Source organism: Pseudomonadota bacterium (genome assembly GCA_016195085.1).
Taxonomy (GTDB): Bacteria; Pseudomonadota; Alphaproteobacteria; order SHVZ01; family SHVZ01; genus JACQAG01.
Genome location: JACQAG010000038.1, coordinates 1 through 25,224, shown reverse-complemented (window position 1 = coordinate 25,224; position 25,224 = coordinate 1). Strand labels below are relative to the sequence as shown.

General features: G+C 65.5%; 25 protein-coding genes. 12 read left to right on the top strand and 13 right to left on the bottom strand.

Going from position 1 to position 25,224, the window contains the following annotated elements; all coding sequences use genetic code 11:
• Positions 1-10: 10 nt before the first annotated feature.
• Together HY058_11275 and HY058_11270 are read right to left on the bottom strand one after the other, a co-directional pair.
• Positions 11-1,108, bottom strand: a complete 1,098-nt coding sequence (locus HY058_11275) for a M48 family metalloprotease (GenBank protein ID MBI3497874.1) — start codon at positions 1,106-1,108, stop codon at positions 11-13.
• A gap of 16 nt (positions 1,109-1,124) precedes the next feature.
• Positions 1,125-1,691, bottom strand: a complete 567-nt coding sequence (locus tag HY058_11270; protein MBI3497873.1) for a LemA family protein — start codon at positions 1,689-1,691, stop codon at positions 1,125-1,127.
• 169 nt (positions 1,692-1,860) lie between these two features.
• Here HY058_11270 and HY058_11265 point away from each other — a divergent pair, with 169 nt between their 5' ends.
• Both HY058_11265 and HY058_11260 read left to right on the top strand, forming a co-directional pair.
• Positions 1,861-3,195 (top strand): aspartate aminotransferase family protein, encoded by a 1,335-nt coding sequence (locus HY058_11265; protein MBI3497872.1) that lies wholly within the window; start codon positions 1,861-1,863, stop codon positions 3,193-3,195.
• A gap of 76 nt (positions 3,196-3,271) precedes the next feature.
• Positions 3,272-4,096, top strand: coding sequence for an FTR1 family protein (locus tag HY058_11260; GenBank protein ID MBI3497871.1), 825 nt, complete (start codon positions 3,272-3,274; stop codon positions 4,094-4,096).
• Here the strand turns inward: HY058_11260 and HY058_11255 are convergent.
• Positions 4,077-4,874 carry a phosphodiesterase gene (locus HY058_11255; GenBank protein ID MBI3497870.1) on the bottom strand — a complete coding sequence of 266 codons (798 nt, stop codon included), beginning with the start codon at positions 4,872-4,874 and terminating at the stop codon, positions 4,077-4,079. The genes HY058_11260 and HY058_11255 overlap by 20 nt on opposite strands.
• 122 nt (positions 4,875-4,996) lie before the next feature.
• Between HY058_11255 and HY058_11250 the strand changes: the two genes are divergently transcribed.
• From HY058_11250 to HY058_11235, 4 genes are all read left to right on the top strand, one after another.
• The gene (locus HY058_11250) at positions 4,997-5,353 is read left to right on the top strand and encodes a hypothetical protein (protein MBI3497869.1); all 357 of its coding nucleotides are present in this window, start codon (positions 4,997-4,999) and stop codon (positions 5,351-5,353) included.
• Between the two features lie 55 nt (positions 5,354-5,408).
• Entirely contained in the window at positions 5,409-6,056 is a 648-nt protein-coding gene (locus HY058_11245) for a sel1 repeat family protein (GenBank protein MBI3497868.1), read from the top strand.
• Positions 6,053-6,661: an HAD family hydrolase gene (locus HY058_11240; protein ID MBI3497867.1), complete on the top strand. Its 609-nt coding sequence runs from the start codon at positions 6,053-6,055 to the stop codon at positions 6,659-6,661. The genes HY058_11245 and HY058_11240 overlap by 4 nt, the downstream gene beginning before the upstream one ends.
• Before the next feature lie 288 nt (positions 6,662-6,949).
• Positions 6,950-7,282 (top strand): global cell cycle regulator GcrA-like protein, encoded by a 333-nt coding sequence (locus tag HY058_11235; GenBank protein ID MBI3497866.1) that lies wholly within the window; start codon positions 6,950-6,952, stop codon positions 7,280-7,282.
• 24 nt (positions 7,283-7,306) lie between these two features.
• On the opposite strand, the gene HY058_11230 is transcribed toward HY058_11235, so the two are convergent.
• From HY058_11230 to HY058_11215, 4 genes are all read right to left on the bottom strand, one after another.
• Positions 7,307-7,843, bottom strand: a complete 537-nt coding sequence (locus HY058_11230; protein ID MBI3497865.1) for a GNAT family N-acetyltransferase — start codon at positions 7,841-7,843, stop codon at positions 7,307-7,309.
• Positions 7,844-7,850: 7 nt separating this feature from the next.
• Positions 7,851-9,302 (bottom strand): M81 family metallopeptidase, encoded by a 1,452-nt coding sequence (locus HY058_11225; GenBank protein MBI3497864.1) that lies wholly within the window; start codon positions 9,300-9,302, stop codon positions 7,851-7,853.
• Between the two features lie 166 nt (positions 9,303-9,468).
• Entirely contained in the window at positions 9,469-11,715 is a 2,247-nt protein-coding gene (locus tag HY058_11220; protein ID MBI3497863.1) for a N,N-dimethylformamidase, read from the bottom strand.
• Positions 11,716-11,737: 22 nt separating this feature from the next.
• Positions 11,738-12,040, bottom strand: a complete 303-nt coding sequence (locus HY058_11215) for a hypothetical protein (GenBank protein MBI3497862.1) — start codon at positions 12,038-12,040, stop codon at positions 11,738-11,740.
• Positions 12,041-12,173: 133 nt separating this feature from the next.
• On the opposite strand from HY058_11215, the gene HY058_11210 reads away from it, so the two are divergent.
• The 3 genes from HY058_11210 (at position 12,174) to HY058_11200 (ending at position 13,679) form a co-directional block, all read left to right on the top strand.
• Positions 12,174-12,902: an aldolase gene (locus HY058_11210; GenBank protein ID MBI3497861.1), complete on the top strand. Its 729-nt coding sequence runs from the start codon at positions 12,174-12,176 to the stop codon at positions 12,900-12,902.
• 79 nt (positions 12,903-12,981) lie between these two features.
• A complete protein-coding gene (locus HY058_11205; protein MBI3497860.1) occupies positions 12,982-13,236 on the top strand; it encodes a DUF2191 domain-containing protein in 255 nt (84 codons plus the stop codon).
• Positions 13,233-13,679 (top strand): PIN domain-containing protein, encoded by a 447-nt coding sequence (locus tag HY058_11200; protein ID MBI3497859.1) that lies wholly within the window; start codon positions 13,233-13,235, stop codon positions 13,677-13,679. Before HY058_11205 ends, HY058_11200 begins: the two co-directional genes overlap by 4 nt.
• Before the next feature lie 31 nt (positions 13,680-13,710).
• On the opposite strand, the gene HY058_11195 is transcribed toward HY058_11200, so the two are convergent.
• The 6 genes from HY058_11195 to HY058_11170 form a co-directional block, all read right to left on the bottom strand.
• Positions 13,711-15,018 carry an aspartate aminotransferase family protein gene (locus tag HY058_11195; protein ID MBI3497858.1) on the bottom strand — a complete coding sequence of 436 codons (1,308 nt, stop codon included), beginning with the start codon at positions 15,016-15,018 and terminating at the stop codon, positions 13,711-13,713.
• Positions 15,019-15,197: 179 nt separating this feature from the next.
• The gene (locus tag HY058_11190; GenBank protein MBI3497857.1) at positions 15,198-16,793 is read right to left on the bottom strand and encodes an ABC transporter substrate-binding protein; all 1,596 of its coding nucleotides are present in this window, start codon (positions 16,791-16,793) and stop codon (positions 15,198-15,200) included.
• 108 nt (positions 16,794-16,901) lie between these two features.
• On the bottom strand, positions 16,902-17,138 hold the full coding sequence (locus tag HY058_11185; GenBank protein MBI3497856.1) for a hypothetical protein: 237 nt from the start codon (positions 17,136-17,138) through the stop codon (positions 16,902-16,904).
• Between the two features lie 240 nt (positions 17,139-17,378).
• Entirely contained in the window at positions 17,379-17,834 is a 456-nt protein-coding gene (locus HY058_11180) for a hypothetical protein (protein MBI3497855.1), read from the bottom strand.
• A 13-nt stretch (positions 17,835-17,847) separates the two neighbouring features.
• Positions 17,848-20,085, bottom strand: coding sequence for a LamG domain-containing protein (locus HY058_11175; protein ID MBI3497854.1), 2,238 nt, complete (start codon positions 20,083-20,085; stop codon positions 17,848-17,850).
• Between the two features lie 4 nt (positions 20,086-20,089).
• Positions 20,090-20,416 (bottom strand): hypothetical protein, encoded by a 327-nt coding sequence (locus HY058_11170; protein MBI3497853.1) that lies wholly within the window; start codon positions 20,414-20,416, stop codon positions 20,090-20,092.
• A 285-nt stretch (positions 20,417-20,701) separates the two neighbouring features.
• Between HY058_11170 and HY058_11165 the strand changes: the two genes are divergently transcribed.
• From HY058_11165 to pip, 3 genes are all read left to right on the top strand, one after another.
• Positions 20,702-22,297 (top strand): ABC transporter substrate-binding protein, encoded by a 1,596-nt coding sequence (locus HY058_11165; GenBank protein ID MBI3497852.1) that lies wholly within the window; start codon positions 20,702-20,704, stop codon positions 22,295-22,297.
• A gap of 35 nt (positions 22,298-22,332) precedes the next feature.
• Complete coding sequence (locus HY058_11160) at positions 22,333-23,940, top strand: ABC transporter substrate-binding protein (protein MBI3497851.1); 1,608 nt, start codon at positions 22,333-22,335, stop codon at positions 23,938-23,940.
• Positions 23,941-24,071: 131 nt separating this feature from the next.
• Entirely contained in the window at positions 24,072-25,049 is a 978-nt protein-coding gene (pip, locus tag HY058_11155) for a prolyl aminopeptidase (GenBank protein ID MBI3497850.1), read from the top strand.
• Positions 25,050-25,224: the final 175 nt, after the last annotated feature.

Genomic DNA, 25,224 nt, shown 5'->3' with positions numbered 1-25,224 from the left:
CGCCGCCCGGTCAACCCCAGGGACCGTGCCTGGGCGGCGGCGACGGCGGCACGGAGCCGCCCGCGTGCGGCGGCACCTCCGCGGCGCCGCCGAGATTCCTCAAGCGCTGGATCCGGTCCTCGATGGGCGGATGCGTGGCAAACGCTTCGACCAGGGCCATTCGGCTGGGCCCGGCGATGCAGAGTGCCGCGACCGGCGAGTCCGGCCGCGCCAATGCGGTATCGCTTTGCTGCAGCCGCTCGAGCGCGTGGATCAGCCCCACTGGATTGCGAGTGAACTTGACCGACGTCGCATCGGCGAGATACTCGCGTTGCCGCGAGATCGCGAACTGCACCAGCTTGGCTGCGAGTGCCGCCAGCACCGCGACCACGACCACAATCGCCATCACCACCAAGATAAGGCCGCCGCGCGAGTCGCGGTCGCGGCGCCGCGACGGCACCGGCGACCAGCGCATGAGGTCAAGCAAGGTGTGCTGCACCAGCACGGCGATCCCCGCCATCGCCGCCGTCACCGTGCTGTAGCGCACATCGTAGTCGGCGACATGGCCCATCTCATGGCCGATCACACCTTGCAGCTCCTCGCGGGTCAAGGCGGTGATGAGCCCAGCGGTCGCGGTGATGACGGCGCGTGCCGGCGAAGCGCCGGATGCGAAGGCATTCAGCGCCGGCGTATCGACGATCATGGCGCGCGGCATGGGCAGGCCGGCGGCAATGGCCATCTCCTCGACCACATTGATGAATTGCCGCTCGGCCGGGTTGTTGGGATCGGCCGGCCGCGCGCCGACGAAAGCCGCCAGCATCCACGCCCCGGCAATGAGCGTGATCAAGCCCCAGCCGACGCCGAAGGCGATCAGGATGGCGGCCCCGACCAGCGCTTGGCTGCGCGGCGGCAACCGGAATAGGTCGAGCGCGATTTCCGCGGCGGTCAGCCTCACGTAATCGGCGTTGGACATGCTCATGAGATCGTCGATGGCGCCCCACGCCCAACCCAGCACGTAGCCGAGCACGCCCGAGATCAGCGCCAGCCCGCCGATCAGGATGATGGTGTTGCGCTTGTTGCGCGCAATCGCGCGGTCAAAATCGGTGTTGGTGAGCTCGGCAGCGCTCATCGGCGAGGAAACCGTCTTAGAGCTTCACCTCGGGAACGGCGTTGATGGCCGCCTGCTCGGATTCAGGAACCTGGAACATGGTCTCCGCTGCGAAGCCGAACAGCCTAGCGAACATCAGGCTCGGAAAGGTCGCGACGCGGATGTTCTGCGCCTGCACGGAGTCGTTGTAGTGCTGGCGGGCGAAGGCGATCTTGTTCTCGGTGCTCGATAGCTCTTCCATGAGAGGGCGAACGTTCTCCTGGGAGCGGAGCTGCGGATAGGCCTCGACCACCGCCATCAGCCCGCGCAAGGCACCGGTCAGCGCGTTCTCCGCTGGAATCGCTTGCGCCGGAGAGGTGGCGCTCATCGCCTGATTGCGCGCCTGCATCACTGCGGTGAGCTGCGCCTGCTCCGTCTGCATGGCACCCTTGACCGTATTCACCAGGTTGGGGATGAGGTCGTGGCGACGCTTCAGCTGGATGTCGATCTGCGACCAGGCGTTCTTCACCTGCTGATAGCCGGAGACCAGGCCGTTGTAGATCATGATCGCCCCGATCACGATGAGGACTGCAATCCCGATCGCCACGAGCTCGCCGGTCGTCATGCGCCTTTAGCTCCTTCGCCAATGCCGGGTGCCGACCGACCGCCGGCCCATCCCGTTCCGTGCACAAGGTAGCGTCGAAGGGGAGCGTTCCGCAATGGAAGGGCGGCTGCTATGCTGCGGGCAACGAGACTTACGCGGCATGATCGCCGCCTGTATCGAAGGAGTTCCCATGGCCGCCGTCACCTCCGCCGACATCAAGATGCCCAATGACCTCGAGCCGCATTGGATGCCGTTCACGGCCAATCGGCAATTCAAGGCGAACCCGCGCATGCTGGTCGCCGCCGAGGGCATGCACTACACCACCGGCGACGGGCGGCGGATCATCGACGGCACCGCGGGCCTGTGGTGCGTCAATGCCGGCCACCGCCGCAAGCCGATCATCGAGGCGGTGGCGAAGCAGGTCGAGACCATGGACTATGCGCCCGCCTTCCAGATGGGCCATCCCTTGACCTTCGAGCTGGCGGCGCGGCTCACGCACATGCTGCCGGGCTTCGACCATGTGTTCTTCACCAATTCCGGCTCCGAGTCGGTCGACACCGCGCTCAAGATCGCCATCGCCTACCATCGCGCCGTCGGCCAGGGCACGCGGGTCAGGCTGATCGGCCGCGAGCGCGGCTATCACGGCGTGGGCTTCGGCGGCATCTCGGTGGGCGGCATCGGCGTCAATCGCCGTACCTTCGGCCCGTTGCTGCCCGGCGTCGATCATCTGCCGCACACGCACAATCTCGAGAAGAACGCCTACTCCCGCGGCCAGCCGGCATGGGGCGCGCATTTGGCGGACGAGCTCGAGCGCATCGTCGCCCTCCACGATGCCTCCACCATCGCCGCTGTCATCGTCGAGCCGGTAGCCTGCTCGACCGGCGTGCTGGTGCCGCCCAAGGGCTATCTGGAGAAGCTCCGCGCCATCTGCGACAAGCACGGCATCCTCCTCATCTTCGACGAGGTGATCACCGGCTTCGGGCGGCTGGGCCAGAGCTTCGCCACCGAGTATTTCAAGGTGAAGCCGGACCTGATCACCACCGCCAAGGGGCTGACCAACGGCACCATCCCCATGGGGGCGGTGTTTGCCCGCAAGGGCATCTACGATGCGTTCATGAACGCGCCGGACAACTCCGTCGAGCTGTTCCACGGCTATACCTATTCGGGCCACCCCGTCGCCTCTGCGGCGGCTCTCGCCACCCTCGACATCTACCGCGACGAAGGCTTGTTCGAGCGCGCCAACGGCCTCCTCGGCTACTGGGAGGATGCGGTGCATTCCCTGAAGGGCGTCGGCCCGGTCATTGATCTGCGCAATCTCGGCATCATCGCCGGCATCGAGCTGGAGCCCAGGGCCGGCAAGCCCAGCCAGCGTGCCTTCGATGCCTTCCTCAGATGCTACGAGAAGGGTGTCTTGACCCGCACCACCGGCGACATCATGGCCTTGTCGCCGCCGCTCATCGTCGAGAAGAAGCACATCGACGAGATCTTCGGCACCATCACCAGCGTGCTGAAGACGCTGAATTGAGCCGAGCCGTCGTCGCCTGCCGGTGCCGATGAGCGACTAGCAATCTCGCGGCAATACGCCGGAAACATTCCCGCCCATGTTCGCATCGGCCTTGATCGTCTGCCGCGAGGTGATGGAAGCGGCCTTGGTGATCGGCATCGTCATGGCGAGCACCCGAGGGCTGGCGCTCAGGGGTCGCTTCGTCGCGGCCGGGGTCGCAGGCGGACTTGGCGTTGCCGTTCTGCTCGCCTTCTTCGCCGGCCAGCTCTCCGCGTCCTTTGCCGGCGTCGGCCAGGAGCTGTTCAATGCGAGCGTGCTGTTCGCCGCGGTCGTCATGCTGGCCTGGCACAACATCTGGATGAGCCGCCACGGCAAAGAGATCGCTCAGCGTCTCTCCCTCGTCGGACGCGATGTCGCCGCCGGCAGGCGCTCGCTGGCGGCGCTGGCGATCATCGTCGGGCTCGCGGTCATGCGCGAAGGCTCCGAGGTTGTGCTGTTTCTCTTCGGCGTGGCGGCTGCGGAAGGCGGCCAGGCGATGCCGATCGTGCTTGGCAGCGCCATCGGTGTTCTCGCCGGAGCGGCGATCGGCTTTGCGCTCTTCTTCGGGCTCACCCGCGTGCCGCAACGGCTGTTTTTCCGGGTGACGACCTGGCTGATCGCCTTCCTCGCGGCGGGCATGGCGGCGCAAGGGGCGCAGTTCCTGGTGGCGGCCGACCTGCTGCCGGCCTTGGGCGATGCCGTCTGGGACAGCTCGGCGCTCCTCTCCGAAGACAGCCTCGCCGGCCGCTTCCTGCACGGCCTCATCGGCTACACGGCACAGCCCTCAGGCATCCAGCTGGCGTTCTATGCGGTGACCCTGGTGGCGCTCGCCTGGTTCACTCGCCAGGCATCGGCGAAGCCGGTCAATAGCGGAAAGGCCTGACCGCCGCCTCGCGCACGGCGGCGACATGGCTCACCAGCCCCGCCTTATCCTGCCAGAGATGAAATCCCACATGGGGTGGGGCCAGCTCCCAACCATGGGTGCCATGGCCTCGGAGCGTGAGCGCCACCTCGGGCGCGGTCGCCGGCGTCGAGAGGGCGATGGTGCCGTACCAGCGCATCTGCGTGGCCCGGTGCAAATGGCCGCAAATCACCCGCTCGACCTGGGGATGGCGCTGGACGACTTCGCCCATGCGATCGCCGCCGAAGCACCAGAGGTCATCCATCTCCTTGATGCCGGTCATGAACGGCGGATGGTGCATGAAGATGAGCGTCGGGCGCCCCGGGGCTTCGGCGAGCCTGGCGTCGAGCCAGGCGATCCGCTCGGTGCACATGAGGCCGCTGCCCTTGCCGGGATCGATGGTATCGAGACCAATGAGGCGCAGCGGCCGATCCTCGATGGTGTAGTGGAGGAAGCCCTCCGGCGGCAGGTAGCCGTGATCGGGAAAGGCGGCGCGCAAAGCGGCGCGGTCGTCGTGATTGCCGGGGATGAGGTAGAGCGGCATCTGCAGCGGATCGAGCACGCGCCTGAGATTGGCGTATTCCTCGGCCCGCCCATAATCGACGAGATCGCCGGTCGCTAGCACGAGGTCCGGACGAGGCTGGAAGTCGTTGAGGAAGACAACCGTGCTTGCCAGACGCTCGGCGGTGTCGATCTCGCCCGAATAGGCCCGCTCGCCCAGTCGGCGGATATGCAGGTCGGTGATCTGGGCAATCAGCATGGGGCTCTCCAAACCGCCGTTCTTGCTGGGAAATCAGCCACGGCCCGGCACCTGGCAGCATAACCAATTTGGCGGTATACTATTTAGCAGAATAGGAAAACCGCCCAGAAGGGGCACGACCCATGCGTCACGCACCGGCAATCCTGCTGGCAGGCCTTGCTCTCGCCGGCTGTCATCGCCACGAGGTGGAGAACTTCGATCGGCTCGTGCAGTTCGAGCCGCCACCGATCTACTGCTATCGAAGCCTGGCGGAAGCCACGTGCTATGCCGTTCCTCTACCGCCCAATCAGCACGATCGCATCGTTGGCTATGTTGGCCAGCCGCCGGCCGCCTACTATGCGGCCACGCCGCAGCCCATGCCCATGGGCGTGGCCCCGGCCAACCGCCCGGCGATGCCGCCGCAGCCGCAGCCCCGCACGCCGGTGGACGCGCAGCCGCTGCCCCGGGGCGGGACCCCCCCGGCACCGCCGCCCTCCTGAGGCAAACGGCCTGGCTCTAGTCGTCCGCCCGCTCTTCGCCCTGGGCTTGGCGCTCTTGGCGCTTGGTTGCGGCGGCGAGGCGCTGAGCCAGACGAGTTCCGACGGCTTTGCCGGAGCGATGCGCTTCTATCGCGCCGCCGCCGAGCGGGGCGACCCGCAGGCGCAGTTCCTATTCGGCATCCAGCTCGAGTCCGGCGTTCTGGGCCAGGTCAACGACGGCCAGGCGGTCCTCTGGTTTCGCCGCGCCGCCGAGGGTGGCCTCGCCATCGCCCAGTTCAAGCTCGGCACCGCCTATCAGCAGGGCCGCGGCCTGGCGTTGGATCCGATCGAAGCACGCCGCTGGTACCGTCGCGCCGCCGACCAGAACCTGGCCGAGGCCCAGTACAACCTCGCCTATCTTCTGGAGACCGGGATCGGCGGTCCGCGCGAGACCGGGGAGGCGGCGCGCCTCTATGAGGTGGCGGCCGGCGCCGGACTGCCGGAAGCGCAATTCAACCTGGCAGCGCTCATCCTCGCCGGCGAGGGCACCGCACGCGATCCGGTCGAGGCCTACAAATGGCTGGCGCTGGCGCGCCGGGGCGGGTTCGACGCCGCCACGGAGCTGATCGCCGAGCTCGGCTCCGAACTCAATGCCGAAGAGCTGGCCGAGGCGAACCGCCGCGCCGAGGATTGGGTCAAGAACCACCGGGCGCTCAGGCGATGAGACTATCGGGCGCCACCACGCCGGGGGCGGTCTTTCCCGAGCAGACCGCGCCGACCTTGCCGCCGCCGCGCCGGGCGGTGCTCCTCGACCGCGACGGTGTCCTCAATGAGGACCGCGGCTATACCCACCGCCCCGAGGACTTCAGCTTCATGCCCGGGGCCGCGGAGGCGGTCGCTTGGCTCAACCGCGCGGGCTGGCTGGTGATCGTCGTCACCAACCAGTCCGGTATCGGTCGCGGCTATTACAGCGAGGCGGAGTTCGTCGGCTTCACCCGCTGGATCGAGGCTCGTCTCGGCGAGCACGGCGCGTGGCTGGATGCGACGTTCTTCTGCCCGCATCACCCGACCGAGGCAGAAGGCTCCTACCGGGTTGCCTGCGGCTGCAGGAAACCGGCACCGGGCATGCTGCGCGCCGCCCTGGCGCATTTCGCTCTCGACGCGAAGGACTGCTTCATGGTCGGCGACAAGACGAGCGATCTCGAAGCGGCTGCATACTGCGGCATGCGCAGCCTTCGCTTCGCCGGCGGCAATCTCGAGCGCTTCCTCAAGAGCGCGATCCAGGGCGAGGACCGAGGAACCGGAAAAGCGCTCGATCTTTTACGGTAAAGCGTCCCTTTCATTGCGTTCCGGCAACACCTCGACGACATAAGCGCCCGTTCACTGAATGGCCTCCTTGATCGCGGTCCCCACGGCGCGCGATACCACTGGCCATCCATGATGGGGCCCGCCGGTGGGCCGATGCCTTTGAGGCGATTCGGTCATTCCTGGTGGTCCTGCCCGGACTCCGGCGGGGGCCTGGAACCCAGGGAGTCTCGGGCGAAGCGGGGGGGCGGATTGAACCACACCATATTGCTGCGCTACATTTTCACTACACAAGCGGTGGTAGGGGGTCCCATGGACTGGAGTGAGGAGCGGGTCGCGGAGCTCAAGCGGCTTTGGGCTACCGGTCTCAGCGCAAGGCAGATCGCCGAGCAGCTCGGCGGGGTCACGCGCAATGCCGTCATCGGCAAGGCCCATCGCCTGGGATTGTCCCAGCCGAGCCCGACCCGGATGAAGCCAAGGACGGCAAGCGCGCCGATCTTCGCCGAGCGCGGCTGCCGCTGGCCCATCGGCCATCCCGGCGAGAACGGCTTCCACTTCTGTGGCCAGCCCTCCGATGCGGGGCGACCTTACTGCATCGAGCACTGCTCGGTTGCCTATCGCAGCAAGGACGACGCGGCCGCCTGATGTCAGCGCCCTGACGGCGAGACGTCAGGGCGTCGAATCCGCCGCCGTCTTCAGGGCTACGAGGCGTTCGCCCTCGCAGGCGAGGTAGACCACCTCCTTCTCGCCCGGCACGAAGGCTTGGCGCCCGACCTCGCGGAAGCCGATGCGCGTATGAAAGCGCAGGGACTCCGGGTTGGGCGGCTGCAGATTGACCTCGCAGCCGATCCTGACGAGATGCTTGGGCGCCATCGCCGCAGCGCACGCATAGAGCCGTCGACCGATGCCCGAGCCGCGCAGGCCCGGCTCGACGACGATGCGGTCGACATAGAGCAGGTCGCGGCCCCGTTCGCGAAACCACAGGAAATTCGGGCTGTCGTAGTCGGCGTCCGGCGTCATGGCGAGGAGAAAGCCGACGGGACGCTCGTCGCGGATCGCCGCCAAGAAGATGTTCTCCCCGGCCTTGGGTCCGTCGAGCGGGCTCTGTTTGATGGCGCTCACATGGGGAATGGCGGCGTCGTTGAGCGCCAAGATCGCCGGCAGATCCTCGGCTCGGGCCGGGCGAATACGAGCGTGGTCGGTCATCTTGTACCTAGAGTTCTACCGGGTCGAGCGGCGCCATCGGCCGGCGCATGCGTTTGAACGGGAATTGCAGATAGTTGGTCGACAGCGTTCCCGGCGCGCTGACGTAGATGATCTCCTTGGCGATCGGGGCGAAGCGCGCATGGAAGTGCTGGGTGGATTTCACCACGAGGATCTTCTTCTCTTTGGGATCGATGCCGAGCTCGGTGAAGCAATGCTCGCTGAAGGTCTGCTGGCGGATGGAGTTTAGCACGATGTCGATGCCCGAAGCGCGAATGGAAGCGGCATCTCCCAGGGGCGCATAGCCGCCCAAGGCCCATTGCTTGCCATCGCGCCTGACCTGCGTCACCGTCGCCTCAAGGTCGACAGGCAGTCCGGAGAACGGGCCAAGCTTGCCGCCGATGCGCATCGCCAAGGTGGCGCCGACGCCGGCGTCAAACGCGATCTTGACCGCGACCGGGTCCCAGATCATGGCCAACGCCGCATCGGCGATGCCGCGATCGAGCATGGCCTGCAGCATGTAGGTCGAATCCCCCGGGGCGCCACCGCCGGGATTGTCCGAGCGATCGGCGAGCACGATCGGCCCCGCCGGCGCCGCCACCGCGCGGTCGAGCGCGGTCTCCAGGGAGACGAGCGGACTGTCGATCTCCTTGCGCATCTTGAAGAAGCGCCGGCCGAGCGCGCCGGCGATCTTGCCGGCCTTGGCCTTGTCGCCGTCGGTCACCACCACGACGCTGGCGCCCATCTCCGGAAAATCCGCCCAGGCGAAGCCGTGCACCAGCGAGACCGACAAGATGCCATCCTTGCCCTCCATCCCGTGGGTCTCATCGACGAAGCTCCGCATCGGCTCGCGGGTGGTGGGAAAGCTTCCCAGCATCGGCACGTCGAACTTGGCCATGACCGGCTTGATCTCGCCCAGCCGCGCCCGCCGGATCAGCGAAAACAGATCGTCGGCGCGCTCGACGAAATCGATATGGGGATATTCTTTGCAGGCCATGAGGACGGTGGCGTTGGCCAGCATCTTGCTCGTGACATTGGCATGGAGATCGAGCTCGGCGCCGATCGGCACGTCCGGCCCGACGATCCGGCGCATGCGCTCCAGAATATCGCCTTCGCAATCGTCATAGCCCTCTGCGGTCTGGGCGCCGTGCAGCATCAAGAGCACCATGTCGACCGGCATGGCGGCCTCAAGATCGGCCAGGATCTCGTCGCGCAAGCTCTCGTAGTCGGCCTTGATCGTGGGCGCGCTCGGCTGTGTCGCGCAAAACAGGCTGGACGCCACGGCGATTTGATGCTCGGTCGCCAATTTGATGAAGCGCCCATAACCCCAGGTATCGGCGAGACGGTCCTTGTCCTCGCCGGTCTTCGGGCGCACCAGCAGCTCCTCGAAGCTGCGACGACTCGTCGGCAGCGGCGAGAAGCTATTGGTCTCATGCGCCATGCCGGCGATGAAGGCTTTCATGGGGTGATGCCTCTAGGATAGTGCAGTCAGTGCAAGATCGAAATCATATCTGGTCGCGTGCCCCCACCCTAACCCTCCCCCACATGCGTGGGGGAGGGAATAGAGAGGGACATTTCTTGCTCCCTCCCTCGCCGTCCTCGGCGGGGGAGGGCCGGGGTGGGGGCATCTAGAGCGTCGGCATCTTGAATGGTGTCGGGTCGATGAAGCGCTTCAGCACATTCGTCGACAGGATCGCGACGTCGTTCTTGAAGCCGTTGGTGCCGAGGCTGCCGGCAAAGGCGATCGAGCCGGTGGAGAACACCGCACCTCCGTTCGGGGTCTCGAAGAAAACCATGTCGGCATGAATGAGCGGGCTGATGATGCCGTCGGTCATGCCGTGGGCAACGCGGACCTCCTCGTTCACCAGCTCATAGGTGTTGGAGTGGTTCTCCGAGCGCGCCACCACCAAGGCATGCGGCGGCGAACCAAGAAGCGGGTCGTAGGAGTCGATCTCCAATCCCGCCGCCCCGCCTTGCAGCACGCCGTGATTGCCCACGATCGGACCTTCGACGCCGGCGAAGGCGAAGGAAACCCTGGAATCCGTTGCCGCTTCGGTCAGCCGGTAGTAGGAGCAGGCATCGAAGCCTTGGCTGATGAAGCCGACGCCGGCCAAGAGGTTCGGCGCCCGTAGCTGGCGGCGCCACAGCCCGCCATATTCGCCGGTGAAGCTGTGATAGTACTCGCCCACCTCGGCATCCCATGCGCGCGTCCCGTCCTCGCTGCGCCGGACCTCGATGACGCCAGGCAAGCTCGGATGATAGGCGATGCGCCAATAGAAGCCGTTGCCGCCCATATACATGAAACGGCCGCCCTGCCTCAGATACCCGTCGAGGGCCTCCAGCATCTCGAGGGAGTCGTATTCCGGGTGGCTGCCGGTCACCACGACCGCATAGGGCTTCAAGAGATCGATGCCTTCGCGATGCAAATCATCGTCGGTGATGACGTCGTAGCCGAGCCCGGTTCGCTCCAGCCAATCGACGAGGAAGAGATCGCAGCCGAAATTCCACATCCGCCCGCCCGGCTTGATGTTGGTGATCGGCCGGAGCCGCGATGAATAGCAGACGCCGCTGCCGTCGGAATGCCGGTCATAGGTCGAGAGCCCCATATCGGGGAATTCGTATTGCAGCATGTCGACTTCATCGAAGACGGTGAGCCGGCCCTGATAGAGCTCGGTCAAGGGCGCGCTGAAGCGGCCGCGGTTGTTGGCATAGACCGTGTATGTGGCGGTCGAGGCGAGGTAAGCGATCTTGGCCTTGGCATGATCCCGTTTGGACGTGACGAAGAACGGGATATGGAAATAGGCCTCATCCTGGGTCAAGCGGATGGCGTAGACGCCGCTTTTGAGATCCTGGGGAAGGTCGAGGGTGAAGTCCGGCTGCCAGCGCGCATCGTACAAATCGTCGTCGTGGAAGTGGATAGCGCCGTATTGCTCCGGCGCATTCCGCCAGTTCATCTCCGAGCCGTCCCAGTTGAAGCCGGTCATGGCGCGGGCCGGCAGATTGACGGTCTCGCCGGAGAGGCGATTGGCCGAGATGTCGTGGATGGCGATCCCATGAATGTCGCGGGAGAAATCCCACAGGGCCACCACCGCCTCGCCAAGTCCGGCGGGGATGACATTGCCGGCAAGGGCGACGATACCGGCCCGATCAAGGGCAATGCTTGCGAGCCGCGGCCGATCGATCTTGCCGTTGAAATGCCCGCCGACCAGCATCTTTTCCCATGATGTGGGTGCGTCGGCTTCGCCTTTCAGCCAGGCGGCGAAGAGGAACGAGCCCGCGCCGGTGCTGGGCCGGATCTTGCTCTTGGCGGCAACGCGGATCGGCGCGCCCGGAGCGAAGCCCTTGTCGGCGAGCGGTTCCTGATAGAGGACGGCCTCGCCGGTCTCGGCTTCGAAGCTGGCCGCCACCAAGTACCATTTCCGCCTGAAGAGCTTCTGTCCGGATTTGAGCCGGAATGTGCCGGTGCCGTCGCCGAGCGTCAGCTCGAGCTGGCCGGTCTCGTCCAGGCCGAGCCCATAGCCGGATTGGGCCGTCTCCGACCAGGTGCCGAGGATCGCCTGCGGTCCTTTCTCGGGGGTGGTCGGCCAAACCATCGCCTGGATCGTGAAGCTTCGGATCGCGGCCAAGCGCCGATGCGCCCTGATGACGGCCCAGGAGCCGCCATGCATGTCTTGCCGGCGTCCGCGATGCTCGCCGTTGATCGGGCTCGGCACCACCGCCTCGCGAAAGGGCGGGGCGGTCGGCCCGGCGTTGGGGCTCAGCAGGCGCACGAGATCGGCCTGGTAGCGCTCCGCACCCACACAGCTCACCATGACGGCGAGCGGTTCGCCCGGCGCCCGCGCGTTCTTGTCGGCGTATCCCAGCAATCGGGTCATGAATGGAGTGGTCCTGGAGGCGTCAGTCGATCGGCAGGTCCTGGCCGGTCAGATCCTTCCACCGGAGCTTGAAGACATGCCATTCGGCCTCTTCCAGGCTGGTGAAGGTGGTGTTGGTGAGAGTGGGGGCCTGGCGGCCGCCCGCTTGCATGCGGGCCAGGGTCCATTGCGCGTGCGGCCGGGTCATCACCAGGACGTGGTGCCCGCTCGCATCGTAGCTGCGCATGCGGTGCAAGAGATATTGCAGGTCCGGACTGTGCTCGCCGAAGGGCTTCTTCTTGAACTCGCGCGCCAGCTCCAGCCGGGAGGGGTCGATTTGATACATGGCCGGTTTTTCGGATAAGAAAGGGAGAGCTTACGGCAATCTCCGGGCGGGTCAACCCTAGGAACCGGCGCGGCTCGACGGCAGAGCCCCATGCTAACATTCATCCCAGACAAATCCAGGAGCGCGAGAGTCCATGAGAAACGACCTTTGGCAGGCGCGAGTCGATTTCGCGGCGGTGTTCCGCTGGTCGGCGCGGCTCGGCTACCAGACCGGCACCTGCAACCACTACAGCCTGATGGTGCCGGGCAGTGATGATCGCTTCCTCGTCAATCCCGAAGGTCTCTTCTGGTCGGAGATCACCGCCAGCAGCCTCCTCTTGTGCGATCTCGACGGCAAGGTGATCGAGGGCGAAGGCAAGCTCGAGCGCACTGCCTATTGCCTGCATGCGCCGATCCATCGCATGAACCCGAAGGCGCGTGCACTCCTGCACACGCACATGCCCTATGCGACCGCGCTCTGCCTCCTCGATGGCGGTCGCCTCGAGCCCACCAACCAGACCGCTGTCGTCTTCTGGGATCGCATCGCCTATGACGAGAACTATCTCGGCTTGGCGATGGAGCCGGAGGAGGGCGTGCGCGTCGGCAATATCCTCGGCGACAAGGACATCGTGATGATGCGCAATCACGGACCGATGGTGTCCGGCCCCAGCATCGCCCAAGCCTTCGGCAACCTCTACTTCCTCGAGGAAGCCTGCAAGGTGCAGCTCATCGCCATGTCCGCCAACCGGCCGATGAAGCCGATCCAGCCGAAGATCGCGGAAAGCGTGGTCAAGGAGGTGCAGACCTGGCCGGAATACGCCGACACCTATCTCGTCGCGATCAAGCGCACCCTCGACCGCGAAGAGCCGGACTACGCGAGCTAGGGCATCGGCGCATGGCGGGCTTGTCTCAAGATGGTCCTGACCCTAGAATATGGGTACCCATATTCATGTTCCCATAAGGATGGGCAGGGTGAAGACGACAGTTGAGATTTCCGATTCGTTGCTGCGCGAAGTCCGCAAGCTCGCGGCACGCGAAGGCGTCACTCTGCGGACGCTGGTGGAGCGCGGGCTTCATCGCGTCATGGCCGAGACAAAGCATGGCGTGCCGTTCAAGCTGCGGCGCGCAAGCTTCAAGGGTAAGGGGCTGCGACCGGATCTCCGCGAGGCAACGTGGGAACGGCTACGCGACCTAGCCTATGAGGGTCGCGGCGCTTGATCGCCGTCGACACCAACATTCTCGTCTACGCGCATCGCGAGGACTCGCCATTTTACCAAGCCGCCAGCCGGCTCGTCGCGGAACTTGCAGAAGGGCCTGCGACTTGGGCCATTCCCTGGCCATGTCTGCATGAATTTCTGGCGATCGTTACGCATCCGCGCATATATGCGCCGCCCACTCCGTTGGCCCGAGCGCTAGACCAGGTGGATGCTTGGCTTGAGTCGCCGACGCTGGCGCTCTTGGCCGAGTCAGCGGAGCACTGGCCGACGTTGCGCGCGCTCATCGTAGATGGCCGTGTTGCCGGCGCGCAGGTCCATGACGCTCGCGTCGCCGCGCTATGCCGGCAGCACGGCGTGCGCGAACTGTGGTCGGCGGACCGCGACTTGGGCCGTTTCGCCGAGCTCTCGGTGGTCAATCCCCTGATCGGCGGCGAGCCGATGTGATCATCGCCGGCGTCGTTAGAAGGCGACGGCCCTACGGCTTCAGCTTGGCCAGCGCCTTGTCGGTGGCGGCGATGCTCGCCTCGATCTGCTGGTCGGTGTGGGCGGTCGAAAGGAACCAGGTGCCGCGCGTGGTGATCCTGACGCCCTCCTCCTGCAGGAGGTCGACGAAGCGGGTCAGCAGCGCGGCGTCGGCGCGCGCGGCGCTGCGGTAGTCGCTGATGGCGGGCTGATCGGTGAAGGCCGTGTTGAAGACTGCGCCCAGGCCCTGCACCAGGAGCGGCAGCCCGTGCTTGCGTGCGAGCTGCTTCAAGCCCTCCATCAGGCGGGCACCTTTCTTCTCCATGGCGGCGTAGACGGCACCGTCATCGGCCTCGAGTTCATCTAGAGCCGCGAGCGCGGCGCTGGTGCTGACGACATTGGCGTTGTAGGTGCCGCCATGGAGCACGCCATGGGTAAAGAGCCGCTCCATGATCTCCGCTCGTCCGACGAGGCAGCTCAAGGGGAAGCCGGCGGCGACCGCCTTGGCGAAGGTGGCGAGGTCGGGGGTGATGCCGAGGCGCTTCTGGGCGCCGCCCAAGCCCACCCGGAAGCCGGTGATCACCTCATCGAAGATGAGCAGGCTGCCATGGCGCTGGGTCAGCGCGCGCACGCCTTCGAGATAGCCCGCGCGCGGGGTGACGACCGAGGTGTTGCAGAGGATCGGCTCCATGATGACGCCGGCGATCTCGCCGCAGCGCTCCTCCATGGTCTTCTTGACCATGGCGAGGTCGTTCCAGGGCAGCACGATCACCTCGGCGAAGGCACTCTCCGGCTGGCCGGCGCTTTCGGGCACCGGGACCGGCTGGCTCGCCGGGCCGGCGGCGTTCAAGGCCGGCTTGACGCTGATGGCGATGTTGTCGAGCCAGCCGTGATAGTGGCCCTCGAACTTCACGATCTTGGCTCGACCGGTATAGGCGCGCGCCAGCCGCAAGGCCGCCTGCACCGCCTCGGTGCCCGAGGAGGCAAAGCGCACCATCTCGGCCGCCGGGATGAGCTTGGTCAGTCGCTCGGCGAGCTTCAGCTCATGCAAGTTCTGGGCGGCGTAGACCTGCCCCTCGGCCAAGGTGGATGCCACCCGCTCCAGCACCCGCTTGGGCGCGTGGCCCAGGATCGCCGGCCCCAGGCCCAGCACGTAGTCGATATAGGTGTTGCCGTCGACATCGGTCAGAACCGCGCCCTGGCCGCGCTCGAAGAAGAGCGGCACCGGCTTGCCCTGGGCGCGAAAGCCGCTGCTGACGCCGCCGGCCATGACCTTGCGCGCCCGCTCATGGAGCGCGACCGATTTCGCGTAGTGCGGCATGGGTGGGCTTCCTCGACGGTTGAATGATCGCCACGAGAAGATCCTCACCCCATCCCTCTCCCGCGGTGCGGGAGAGGGGGCAATCGCGGCAAGAGTCTTACTCCCTGTCCCGCATCGCGGGAGAGGGGCGGGGTGAGGGTCGTATTTTGGCCGGTAGCGTAGTCAAAAGGCTCCGCGGACTATTCCTTGCCGATGTTCCAGAGCGCCAGCTTCGAGGTCGGCAGCACGCCCACGACGTTCTTCCGCCAGGCATAAGGTCCATCGAACTGTCCGGTCACCACATAGGGGGCCACTTCCCACATGCGCTTGGACAGCTTGTCGAGCGCTGCCATGCGGGACGCCTTGTCTTGGGCCTGGATGAACTCGGTTCGGAGCTTCTCGCCCAGCTCGTCGCTCGGCCAGCCGGCCCAGCTCCCCTCCGGCGTCAGGATGACGCCGACATTGGTCAGGGGATTGTGCCAGGTCGACCAGGAGTTGGTGGTGGTGAAAATGCTCCAGCCGCCACTCTGGCCGACCGGGTTCTTGTTGGTGAGGAAGCGGGTCAAGGTGGTGCCCCAATCCGCCCATTCGATGTCGACATTGGCGCCGATGTTGCGCAAGGCGCCGGCCAGCACCTCGGCCTGGGTCCCGATATTCTGAATCTCCTTGGTCGAGGTGATGATGATCTTCTCGCCCTTGTAGCCGGCCTCCTCGAACATCTTCTTCGCCCTGGCCGGGTCGGCCTTCTGGAAGCCTTCCGAGCCGGCCGTGGTGCCGTAGATCGAGCCGCAGACGAAGTAGGAGAAGCACTTGTTCCACCACTTCTGCTCGCCGAAGGAAGCGCGCATGTAGTCTTCCTGGTCGGTCAGGATCCACAGCGCCTGGCGCGCCTTCGCATTGTTGAAGGGCGGGTTGAGCGCGTTCGGCCGGATCGCGCCGAAGCCGCCGACCGGCGGAATCTTCGAGACCACCACGTCCTTGTTCTTCTCCAGGAGCGGTACGACGTCGGCGTTGACGGAATCGATCAGGTCGACTTCGCCGGCGATCAGCGCCGAGGCCGAGGTCTGCGCGTCGGGGATGATCTTCCAGATCATCTTGTCGACCTTGACCAGCTTGGCGCCGGCCATCGCATCGGGCGGATCGGAGCGCGGCACGTAGTCGGTGTTCTTGGTGTAGACGACCTCGGCGCCGGGCTTCCATTCTTCCTTGGAAAATTTGTACGGGCCGGAGCCGATGGTCTCGGTCACCGCCGTCATCGGGTCGGTCTTCGCCTCTTTCTCGCGCATGATCGCGGGATAGTTGCCGGCGTGGTTGCCGAGCGAGTATTCGACCCAGGAATAGGGCTGCTTCAGCTTGAAGACGAAGGTCTTGTCGTCGGTGGCTGTGAACGAGGCCGTGACCTCCGCCAGCTTCTTGCCGACGCCATCGCGCTTCATCCAGCGATCGACCGAGGCGACCACGTCCTTGGTGGTGACCGCCGTGCCGTCGTGGAATTTGAGGCCGGGGCGCAAGCTCATGGTGTAGGTGAGCTTGTCGGCCGAGACCTGGTAGTCGCCCACCATCTGCGGCTTCGGCTGCAGTTCCTTGTCCCAGGCGAACAGCTCGTCATAGATGTTGGAGGCGTGCATGATGGTGATCGTCGCCGCCGCCTGCAGCGGATCGAGGATGCGCAGATCGGCGTGCGGCACCACCACCAGCGTATTCTTCGGGGTCTCTGAAAGGGCCGGAGCGCTCGCAAGCCCGAGCGCCAGCGACATCGATGCGAGCCCGGTGACGGCGGTTGGATTCAGCTTCATGGCGCTCCCTCTATGGCTGCTTGGTTGCGGACGAAGAGATGACCACGGGACCGGCCGCGATGCTAACATTTTTCTTATACGACACGAGGCCGGAGGAGGAGGGCGGGGTCAGGCGATCTGGCGGTTGCGGGTGTTGACCAGCTCTTGGCCGACCAGCCGGTCGACGACTTCGGCGATCTCCCGGCGCTCCTCGCCGGTGAGCTCGTCGAAGGAGGCCTGCGCCAGCAGGAGGTCGAGGGTGTCGTTGGAGGCGATCGCCTTTTCCAGATAGCGCGCCGCATCGGTGCCCGGCCCGAGGACTTCCTCGAGGGCGGCCAGCAACAGGCGATTGGCCCTGGTCGACATTTGCGTAAATTACCCGGAAAATTGCCGCATTGCGAGGGTCTTGTTGCAACTAAACGTTGCCTGTCGCAAGCTTGTATGCGTCGACGGCGCGGACGGGCATCGCGCATGCCGTCGATTCCAGCCTTGAGCGCGCCGCCCAACAGCCAGCGATCGCCTTGGTAGGCGATCATCTGGAAGCCTTCCTCAATCCAGACGCGACCTCAAGCGACCCAGCCCACGAGACTGCCGCGCCTGGGAGGCCTACTTCTTGGCCGGGAAGATCACCGCCACCTGGGTGTCGGTCGCCTCCCCCTTGTCGGTGGCGAAGAAGTTGCCGATGACGTAGCCGGTCGCCCCTTTGAACTGTCCGGTGCCGCCGGTCACCTTCCAGATGGCCGCACCGCTCGTCAGCTTCGGATCGGCGCTGGGCCCGATCGCCGCCTGGCCGACGGTAGAGAAGGTGAGGGTGGTGCCGCCGCGGCCGAATGTCAGCGTGCCGGACTCGATGAAGGTCGCCTCTCCGGTCACGGTGACGATCGAATCCAGCACGGCCTTGCCGCCCGGGATCTTCGCGATCGACGAGGCAACGCCCTTCGGGCCGATCGCGGTCTCGATCCGGCAGCTCGATGCCGTGAGCTTGACGCGCAAGACGCCGGGAACCTTGGCGATCGGCTTGACCGGGCCGGCGTACTGCAAGGCGAAGATGATCGGTGCCATGGTGCCTCTCCTTCTATGGGCTTGGCGGTTTCGGCATGATGAACGGTTTGGCATCGACGAAGCGCATGAGCACGTTGCGGGTGATCCGCTCGACATTGTTATCGTAGCCGCGGGCGGACAGGCTACCGCACCAGGCGATCGAGCCGGTGGAAAACACCGCCCCCCCTCCTGGGATCTCGAAGAACACCATATCGGCGCGGATCGGATCGGGTGCGGTCTCTGCCCGCTTCGGCACCAGATCCATGAAGGACGGCACCGAGATCTCGTAGACGTTCGAATGGTTCTCGGAGGATGCCAGCACCAGCGCATGGACGGGCGTGCCGAGAGCGGCATCGGCACGGTCGACTTCGTAGCCGGCGGCGCCGTTCTGCAGCATGCCGAAATCGCCGACGATCTCGCCTTCGACGCCGGCGAAGACGAAAGCGGCTCTGGGGTCGCGGCTCGCCCGTTTCAGCCGGTAGCCTTCGCAGGCATCGAAGCCTTGGGTGATGAAGCCCACACCGGCGATGAGCTGCGGCGGCCGGCCGACCCGGGTCCAGGTGCCGGCGACCTCGCCGGTGAAGCTCATATGGCTCTCGGCTTCGGTGTTGTTGCCGAGGAAGCCTTGTCCGGCCCGGCGTACCTCGACCACGCCGCGCAGCGTATTGTGATAGGCGGTCCGCCAATAGAAGCCGTTGCCGCCGAGATAGATGAGCCTGCCGCCTTGGCCGAGGAATGCCTCCAGCCCATCCAGCATGGCCGTCGTGTAGTACTCCGGGTGGGATCCGGTGATGATGCATCTGTAGTCGGCGAGGGCCGCGATACCCTCGCGGTGCAGATCGTCGTCGGCGACCACGTCATAGGCGATGCCCTGACGTTCGAGCCAGGCCAAAATCAGCATATCCTGGTTGAACTTGTAGATCCGGCCGGTCGGACGGAAGTTGGTGACCGGGCGCAGCATCGAGGAATAGATGACGAGGCTGCCGTCGGAATGCACGTCGTAGGTAGAGGAGCCGATCTCCGGGTAGTCCTGCATCAGCCAGTCGGTCGAATCCAGCACCGTCAGCCGACCGTGGTAGAGCTCGCTCCAACGGCCGCTCACGCGCGCGCGAAAATTCGCGTAAGCGGCGTAGGTGCAGGTGGGTGCCAGGAACGCCGTCTTGGCCTTGGCGGCGCCGCGCGCCGGGCGCAAGAAGAACGGCACCCAGAATTCCGACGCTCCGGCCGTCAGCCTCGCGGCGTAGGCGCCGCTCTTCCAGGTCTTGGGCACGCTCAGGCGGAACGAGGTCTGCCATCCTGCGTCGTAGAGGTCGTCGTCGTGGAAATGGATCGCGCCATATTCTTCCGGCGCGGCTTGCCAGTCATGGCGGGTTCCCTGCCAATTCGATCCGGTGACGGCACGGGTGGGAAGATTGACGGTCTTGCCATGGCGGCGATGGCGGCCGCGGTCGACGAGGCGTTCGCCGTCGATGCCGCGCGAAAAATCCCAGTCGCTGATCGCCGCCCTCTGCGCCGGCCGGGCCGGTCCGGCTTTGGCAAGGGCTTCAAGCTGGGTGAGGGTGAGCGCCCCCTCGAGCAGGGTCGGGCGCTCGATCTTGCCGTTGTAGTGGCGGACCGTGCGCATGCGCCCATCCGGCCAATGTCCGCCGGCGGCGGCGGCGATGAGCAGGGGGCCCGTCCCATGCAAGGGCTTGCTCGCCGCCGTGACGGTGCGGCCCATGGGATCGGCAGCATCCAGGTGGTGGGTCTCGACCTGCCTCTGATAGAGGGTGACCGTGCGGTCGCGCGCTCGGTAGGTGGCGGCGATGAAGGACCAGCGGCGCGCCGGCAGAGCGGCACCCAAGGAGATCGTCTCGCCGCCGCCCAGCACCAGCATCGGCGCGCCGTCGCCATCGAGATGGAGGCCGATGCCCCGGCCGGACGCGCGCGACCAGGTGCCGAGAACGGCCTGCTCGCCCTTGCCCGGTGTGGTCGGCCACAGAAAGGCCGCGAGCGTGAAGCTGCCGATCGCGGCGAAGCTCGGTGATGCTTGGATCAGCCCATAGGAGCCGACCGGCGTGTCCTGATGGCGTGCCTCGTATTCGCCGTCGGCCGGGCTCGCCATGGCCTCAAAGCGGAACTCGGGCGCATCGGGGCCGGGCAAGACCTCTGGCGCAATGAGGCGCACGATCTCGGCGCGGTAGGTGGAGGCGCCATCGCAGCAGACCTTGAAGGCGATGGCCTCGCCGGCGCGCAAGCTCTGACGATCGGCATATCCAAGGACGGCCGCCATCGTCTCAGTCGATCGCCAGCGCCTGGCCGGTCATCGCGTGCCAGCGCAGCTTGAAGACGTGCCATTCCGCGTCTTCGATGCGGGTGAAGACCGGACCGAGGAGGATCGGGCGCAAGGGCAGGGTCTCGGACATGCGGGCCAAGGTCCATTCCCGGTGCGCCTTGGTCATATAGAGGAAGTGCTTTCCTTCGATCGGGGCGGAGCGCATGAGGTTCAAGAGCTCCTGCAGCGCCGGGGTGTGGCCGCCGAACGGCTTCTTCCGGAATTCCCGAGCGAGCTCGAGCCGGGTCGGATCGAGGCGGAGGGCGAGATTACCGTCGCGGTCGCGCATGCTGCAGCCGATGGGAAGACTGGGGACGTTGCGGGAGGGGAGCTAAGGCGGGCGTCAATGCCTACGAGACTACCGCCCTGTCGTATGCGAAACAACCGCCAAGGGTAGCGCCGGCTGCTTCCCTAGCCCGACGCTTTCTGCCATGCTCCCTATAGGAAATGCAAAGGAGCGCGGGGAAGCCCGCGCCATCGAACAGCGGCGTTCGGGTTCTCGGAATTGGGCTGGGTCGGAAGGCGCGGTTGCCCGCGCGCCCGGTCGACAATGACAGAGGAGACGAGGGACATCATGGCGAACCGATCGAAGACCTTCTTGCGGCTGAGCGCCGCCCTTCCCGTCGCCGGCGCGCTGGCGCTTGGCCCCTCGCAAGCCGACGCGCAGCAGAAGGTGCTGCGCGTCGTCCCGCAGGCCGACGTCAAGGTGCTGGATACCCATGTGGTCTCGGTGCAGATCACCAAGATGCACGCGCTGCTCATCTACGACACGCTCTTCTCTTGGGACTTCAAGCTCGCGGCCAAGCCGCAGATGGTGAGCGACTACACGGTCTCGCCGGACAAGCTCAAATACACGTTGACGCTCAGGCCCGGACAGAAGTGGCATGACGGCCAACCGGTCACCACCAAGGACGCGATCGCCTCGCTCACGCGCTGGATGAAGCGCGATGTCATGGGTGCAAGTCTGGGCAAAAGCATCGCCTCGATGGAGGCGGTGGACGACAAGACCTTCACCATCACCATGAAGCAGCCCTATGGCTTCGTCGAGTTCACGCTCGGCTCCGGCGGCGGACAGATGCCGGCCATCTATCCCGAGCGGGTAGCGATGACCGATCCGTTCCAGCCGATCACCGAGGCGATCGGCTCTGGACCGTTCAAGTTCAACCGGGCGGAATGGCGCCCCGGCGACAAGGTGATCTACGACAAGAACACCGACTACGTGCCCCGCTCGGAGCCGCCCGACGGGCTTGCCGGCGGCAAGGTGGCGAAGGTGGACAGGGTCGAGTTCAACGTCATTCCCGATGCCGGCACCGTCGCAGCGGCCCTCGCCAAGGGCGAGGTCGATCTCTGGGATTCGCCCTCGAACGACATGCTCGGCACCTTGGAGAAGAATCCGGACATCGTGGTGAAGACCCTGCCGCCTTTCGGCAATTTCGGCTTTCTCCGGGTCAACAGCCTGTATCCGCCGTTCAACAACGTGAAGGCGCGCCAAGCGCTCGCGGTCGCCTTCGACCAGCGCGACTTCATGCGCACGGCCTATGGGGACCAGAAATGGTGGAAGGTCTGCTACGCCTATTTCGTCTGCGACGCGCCCTGGGCGACCGAGGTCGGGTCCGAGCCCTATCGGCATGCCGATCTGGCCAAGGCCAAGCAGCTGATGGCCGAGGCCGGCTACAAGGGCGAGAAGCTCCTCCTGATCACCACCAACGAGATTCCGCAGATCGGCCAAATGGCGCTGGTGGCGGCCGGGCGCCTGAAGGAGATGGGCGTCGACGTCGACATGCAGGTGAACGATTGGGGCAGCGTCGTCACCCGCATGACCAAGAAGGACCCGCCGGCGCAGGGCGGCTGGAACATGTTCACCAGCTGGGGGACGGGCACGACCTTCCATCATCCCCTGACCAATATCGGCTCCAACATGTCTTGCGACCAGAGCAACTGGGTCGGCTGGCCTTGCGATGAGGAGACGGAGAAGCTGCGCGCCGCCTTCGTCGCCGCGTCCGACGACGCCGGCCGCAAGGCGGCGATGGAGGTCCTGCACAAGCGCCTGATGGAGATGCAGCCCTATACGCTCCTCGGCCAGTTCGAACCTCCCTTCGCTTGGCGCAAGAACGTCGAGGGCGTGCTGCGCGGGGCGGTGCTGGTGTTCTGGAATATCTCCAAGAGCTGACGATCGTCGGCCAAGACACGAACGGGAGGAAACCGATGCTGGCATCGAGTTGGAAACGCACGCTCTGGGCGGCGCTGCCGCTGCTGGGCATGGGCTTGGGCGGTCTCGCCTCGGGAGGTGCGGCGGCGGCCGAGCCGAAGACGCTCATCCTGGTGCCGCATGCGGACCTGAAGTTCCTCGACCCGCTGGCGGCCGCAGCGACCATCACCATCATGCATTCCACCAACATCTACGACTCGTTGTTCGGATGGGACCCCACCTTGGCGCCGAAGCCGCAGATGGTGGAGAGCTACACCATCTCCGGCGACAAGCTCACCTACACCTTCACCCTTCGCCCCGGCCTCAAGTTCCACACCGGCGAAGCGGTGACGACCAAAGACGTGATCAAGTCTCTCGACCGCTGGATGAAGCGCGACCTCATCGGCCGCAAGCTGGCCGAGTTCACCCAGGAGATGAAGCCGGTCGACGACAAGACCTTCACCATCCGCCTGAAGGAGGCCTATAGCTGGGTCGAATATTCGCTGGGCAATCACGCCGGAAACTTCCCGGCGATCATGCGCGAGAAGGAAGCCTCGACCGATCCGTTCACCGTCCTCACTGAGAGCATCGGCTCCGGACCGTACAAGTTCGCGAAGGATGAATGGCAGCCGGGCTCGAAGGTGGTCTATCTCAAGAACACCGACTATGTGCCGCGCTCCGATCCGCCCAACGGCATGGCCGGCGCCAAGATCGTCAAGGTCGACCGCCTCGAATACAAGATCATCACCGACCAGCAGACGCAGATGCAGGCGATCATCCGCGGCGAGGTCGACATGCTCGACATGTTCTCGGGCGATCTCATTCCGCTTCTGCAGAAGCAGCCGGATATCGTGGTGGCCAAGGTGCCGCCGGTTGCCAATTTCGGCTTCATCCGCCCGAACGCGCTGCAGCCGCCCTTCAACAACATCAAGGCGCGCCAGGCCTTGGCGCTGGTGGTCGACCAGAAGGAGTTCCTGCAGGTCTTCGCCGGCCCGGATCCGAGCTGGGGCAAGCCCTGCTATGCCTTCTATCTCTGCGGCGCCACCTACGGCACCGAGTTGGGCTCGGAGGCCTACCAGAAGCGCGACATCGAGAAGGCGAAGCGGCTCTTCAAGGAGGCGGGCTACAACGGCGAGAAGGTGGTCGTGCTCAATTCGACCGAGGTCCCGCAAATCGGCGCCATCATGTTGGCGACCGCGGCCGCGCTCAAGCTGGCCGGCGTCAACGCCGAGCTCGAGACTACCGACTGGGGCACCATGCTGACGAAGGCGCTGCAAAACAAGAAGCCGGTCGCCGAGGGCGGCTGGAGCGTGTGGGGTGCCACCGGATCGTGGTCGACCTGGCACAACCCCTTGACCAATCTCGGCACCAACATGGCGACCGACGCGTCCGCCTGGGGCGGCTGGGCGGCGGACGAGGAGGTGGAGAAGCTGCGCAACGAATTCATCCGCGCCCCCGACATGCCGACCCGCCTCAAGGTCGCGGAGGTCTTGCACAAGCGGCTTTGGGACGTCGTTCCCTACGTGCCGACCGGCATGTTCGACTCGCCCTATGCCTGGCGGAAGAACATCAGCGGCGTGCTCCCCACCAGCAAGCTCGTGCTCTGGAACATCGCCAAGGACTGACGCTAGACGGCAGGATCAGAGAACCCAGGACCCTCACCCCACCCCTCTCCCGCAATGCGGGAGAGGGTGCCGAGCGAAAGCGAGGCGGGTGAGGGTTTTCATATGCGCATGACCAGCCTGTGAGGAAGTAGATGACCACGCCGTCGATCTTTCCCGAGATCGAACCGCACACGACCGGCATGCTGAAGGTGGACGACATCCACACGCTCTACTGGGAGCGCTCCGGCAATCCAAAGGGCGTGCCGGTCATCTACACCCATGGCGGGCCCGGCGGGCGAACCGCCCCGGCCAATCGGCGCACCTTCGATCCGGCGTTTTTCGACATCATCATGTTCGACCAGCGCGGCGCGGGCAAATCCACGCCCAATGCCGAGCTCAAGAACAACACCACCCAGCACGTGCTGGCCGACTACGAGGCCTTGCGGCGCCATCTCGGCATCGAGAAATGGCTCATCACCGGCGGCTCCTGGAGCAGCTTCACCTCGCTCGCCTATGGTCAGGCGCACCCCGAGCGCTGCTACGGCATCATTGTCAGGGGCATCTTCACCGGGGGCGATGACGAGGTCGACTGGTGGTGGCGGGGGCAAAAGAACTTCTTCCCCGAGCGCTGGCATGCGCTGGCTGCCTTCATTCCGCAAGCCGAGCAGGGCGACCTGCTGACGGCCTATCACAAGCGGCTCATCTCTCCCGATCCGGCCGTGCATATGCCGGCCGCAATCACGCTCGCCACCTACAGCTGCTTCACCACCCCCTTCCGCGAGGATCCAAGCGCGCTCGCCGCCATGCTGGAGCCCGCCGCATGCATGCCGCTGGGTCGTTTCTGGACCCATTACGGCGTCAACAAGTTCTTCGTGCCCCCGGGTTGGATCATGGCGGGCATCGACAAGCTCAGAGCGCTTCCCGGCATCATCGTACAGGGCCGCTACGATGTGACCACCCGGCCGCTCATTGCCTGGAAGCTCTCTCAGGCGTGGCCCGAGGCCGAGTTCGTGAGCGTGCTCGAGGCCGGCCACAAGAGCATCGAGCCGGTGCTGGCGGCGGCGCTGACCGGCGCCTGCGAGCGCATGAAGACAAAGCTGATCCAGCAGGGGATCGTGCCCAAGGGATGATTGCCCCCACCCCGACCCTCCCCCACGCGACGCGTGCACGGGTGTCCGGGGAATGAGTCGATTGGTCGCAGGCGCATGCCCGGCAAACCCTGCGATTGCCGGGTACCTTCTGGTTGTCGAGACTCAGAAGGGAAGCCGGGCATGCGCCACCTCGATAGCATCTTTGCGGGTCTGC

Bases quoted from the DNA above. Each gene is read 5' to 3' on its own strand.
- HY058_11175 (MBI3497854.1), bottom strand. From the start codon at position 20,085: ATGGCGGCCGTCCTTGGATATGCCGATCGTCAGAGCTTGCGCGCCGGC.
- HY058_11240 (MBI3497867.1), top strand. From the start codon at position 6,053: ATGAGACTATCGGGCGCCACCACGCCGGGGGCGGTCTTTCCCGAGCAG.
- HY058_11205 (MBI3497860.1), top strand. From the start codon at position 12,982: ATGGGCAGGGTGAAGACGACAGTTGAGATTTCCGATTCGTTGCTGCGC.
- HY058_11160 (MBI3497851.1), top strand. From the start codon at position 22,333: ATGCTGGCATCGAGTTGGAAACGCACGCTCTGGGCGGCGCTGCCGCTG.
- HY058_11190 (MBI3497857.1), bottom strand. From the start codon at position 16,793: ATGAAGCTGAATCCAACCGCCGTCACCGGGCTCGCATCGATGTCGCTG.
- pip (MBI3497850.1), top strand. From the start codon at position 24,072: ATGACCACGCCGTCGATCTTTCCCGAGATCGAACCGCACACGACCGGC.
- HY058_11275 (MBI3497874.1), bottom strand. From the start codon at position 1,108: ATGAGCGCTGCCGAGCTCACCAACACCGATTTTGACCGCGCGATTGCG.
- HY058_11215 (MBI3497862.1), bottom strand. From the start codon at position 12,040: ATGTATCAAATCGACCCCTCCCGGCTGGAGCTGGCGCGCGAGTTCAAG.
- HY058_11235 (MBI3497866.1), top strand. From the start codon at position 6,950: ATGGACTGGAGTGAGGAGCGGGTCGCGGAGCTCAAGCGGCTTTGGGCT.
- HY058_11270 (MBI3497873.1), bottom strand. From the start codon at position 1,691: ATGACGACCGGCGAGCTCGTGGCGATCGGGATTGCAGTCCTCATCGTG.
- HY058_11210 (MBI3497861.1), top strand. From the start codon at position 12,174: ATGAGAAACGACCTTTGGCAGGCGCGAGTCGATTTCGCGGCGGTGTTC.
- HY058_11220 (MBI3497863.1), bottom strand. From the start codon at position 11,715: ATGACCCGATTGCTGGGATACGCCGACAAGAACGCGCGGGCGCCGGGC.
- HY058_11185 (MBI3497856.1), bottom strand. From the start codon at position 17,138: ATGTCGACCAGGGCCAATCGCCTGTTGCTGGCCGCCCTCGAGGAAGTC.
- HY058_11180 (MBI3497855.1), bottom strand. From the start codon at position 17,834: ATGGCACCGATCATCTTCGCCTTGCAGTACGCCGGCCCGGTCAAGCCG.
- HY058_11165 (MBI3497852.1), top strand. From the start codon at position 20,702: ATGGCGAACCGATCGAAGACCTTCTTGCGGCTGAGCGCCGCCCTTCCC.
- HY058_11265 (MBI3497872.1), top strand. From the start codon at position 1,861: ATGGCCGCCGTCACCTCCGCCGACATCAAGATGCCCAATGACCTCGAG.
- HY058_11225 (MBI3497864.1), bottom strand. From the start codon at position 9,302: ATGAAAGCCTTCATCGCCGGCATGGCGCATGAGACCAATAGCTTCTCG.
- HY058_11170 (MBI3497853.1), bottom strand. From the start codon at position 20,416: ATGCGCGACCGCGACGGTAATCTCGCCCTCCGCCTCGATCCGACCCGG.
- HY058_11250 (MBI3497869.1), top strand. From the start codon at position 4,997: ATGCGTCACGCACCGGCAATCCTGCTGGCAGGCCTTGCTCTCGCCGGC.
- HY058_11260 (MBI3497871.1), top strand. From the start codon at position 3,272: ATGTTCGCATCGGCCTTGATCGTCTGCCGCGAGGTGATGGAAGCGGCC.
- HY058_11195 (MBI3497858.1), bottom strand. From the start codon at position 15,018: ATGCCGCACTACGCGAAATCGGTCGCGCTCCATGAGCGGGCGCGCAAG.
- HY058_11255 (MBI3497870.1), bottom strand. From the start codon at position 4,874: ATGCTGATTGCCCAGATCACCGACCTGCATATCCGCCGACTGGGCGAG.
- HY058_11230 (MBI3497865.1), bottom strand. From the start codon at position 7,843: ATGACCGACCACGCTCGTATTCGCCCGGCCCGAGCCGAGGATCTGCCG.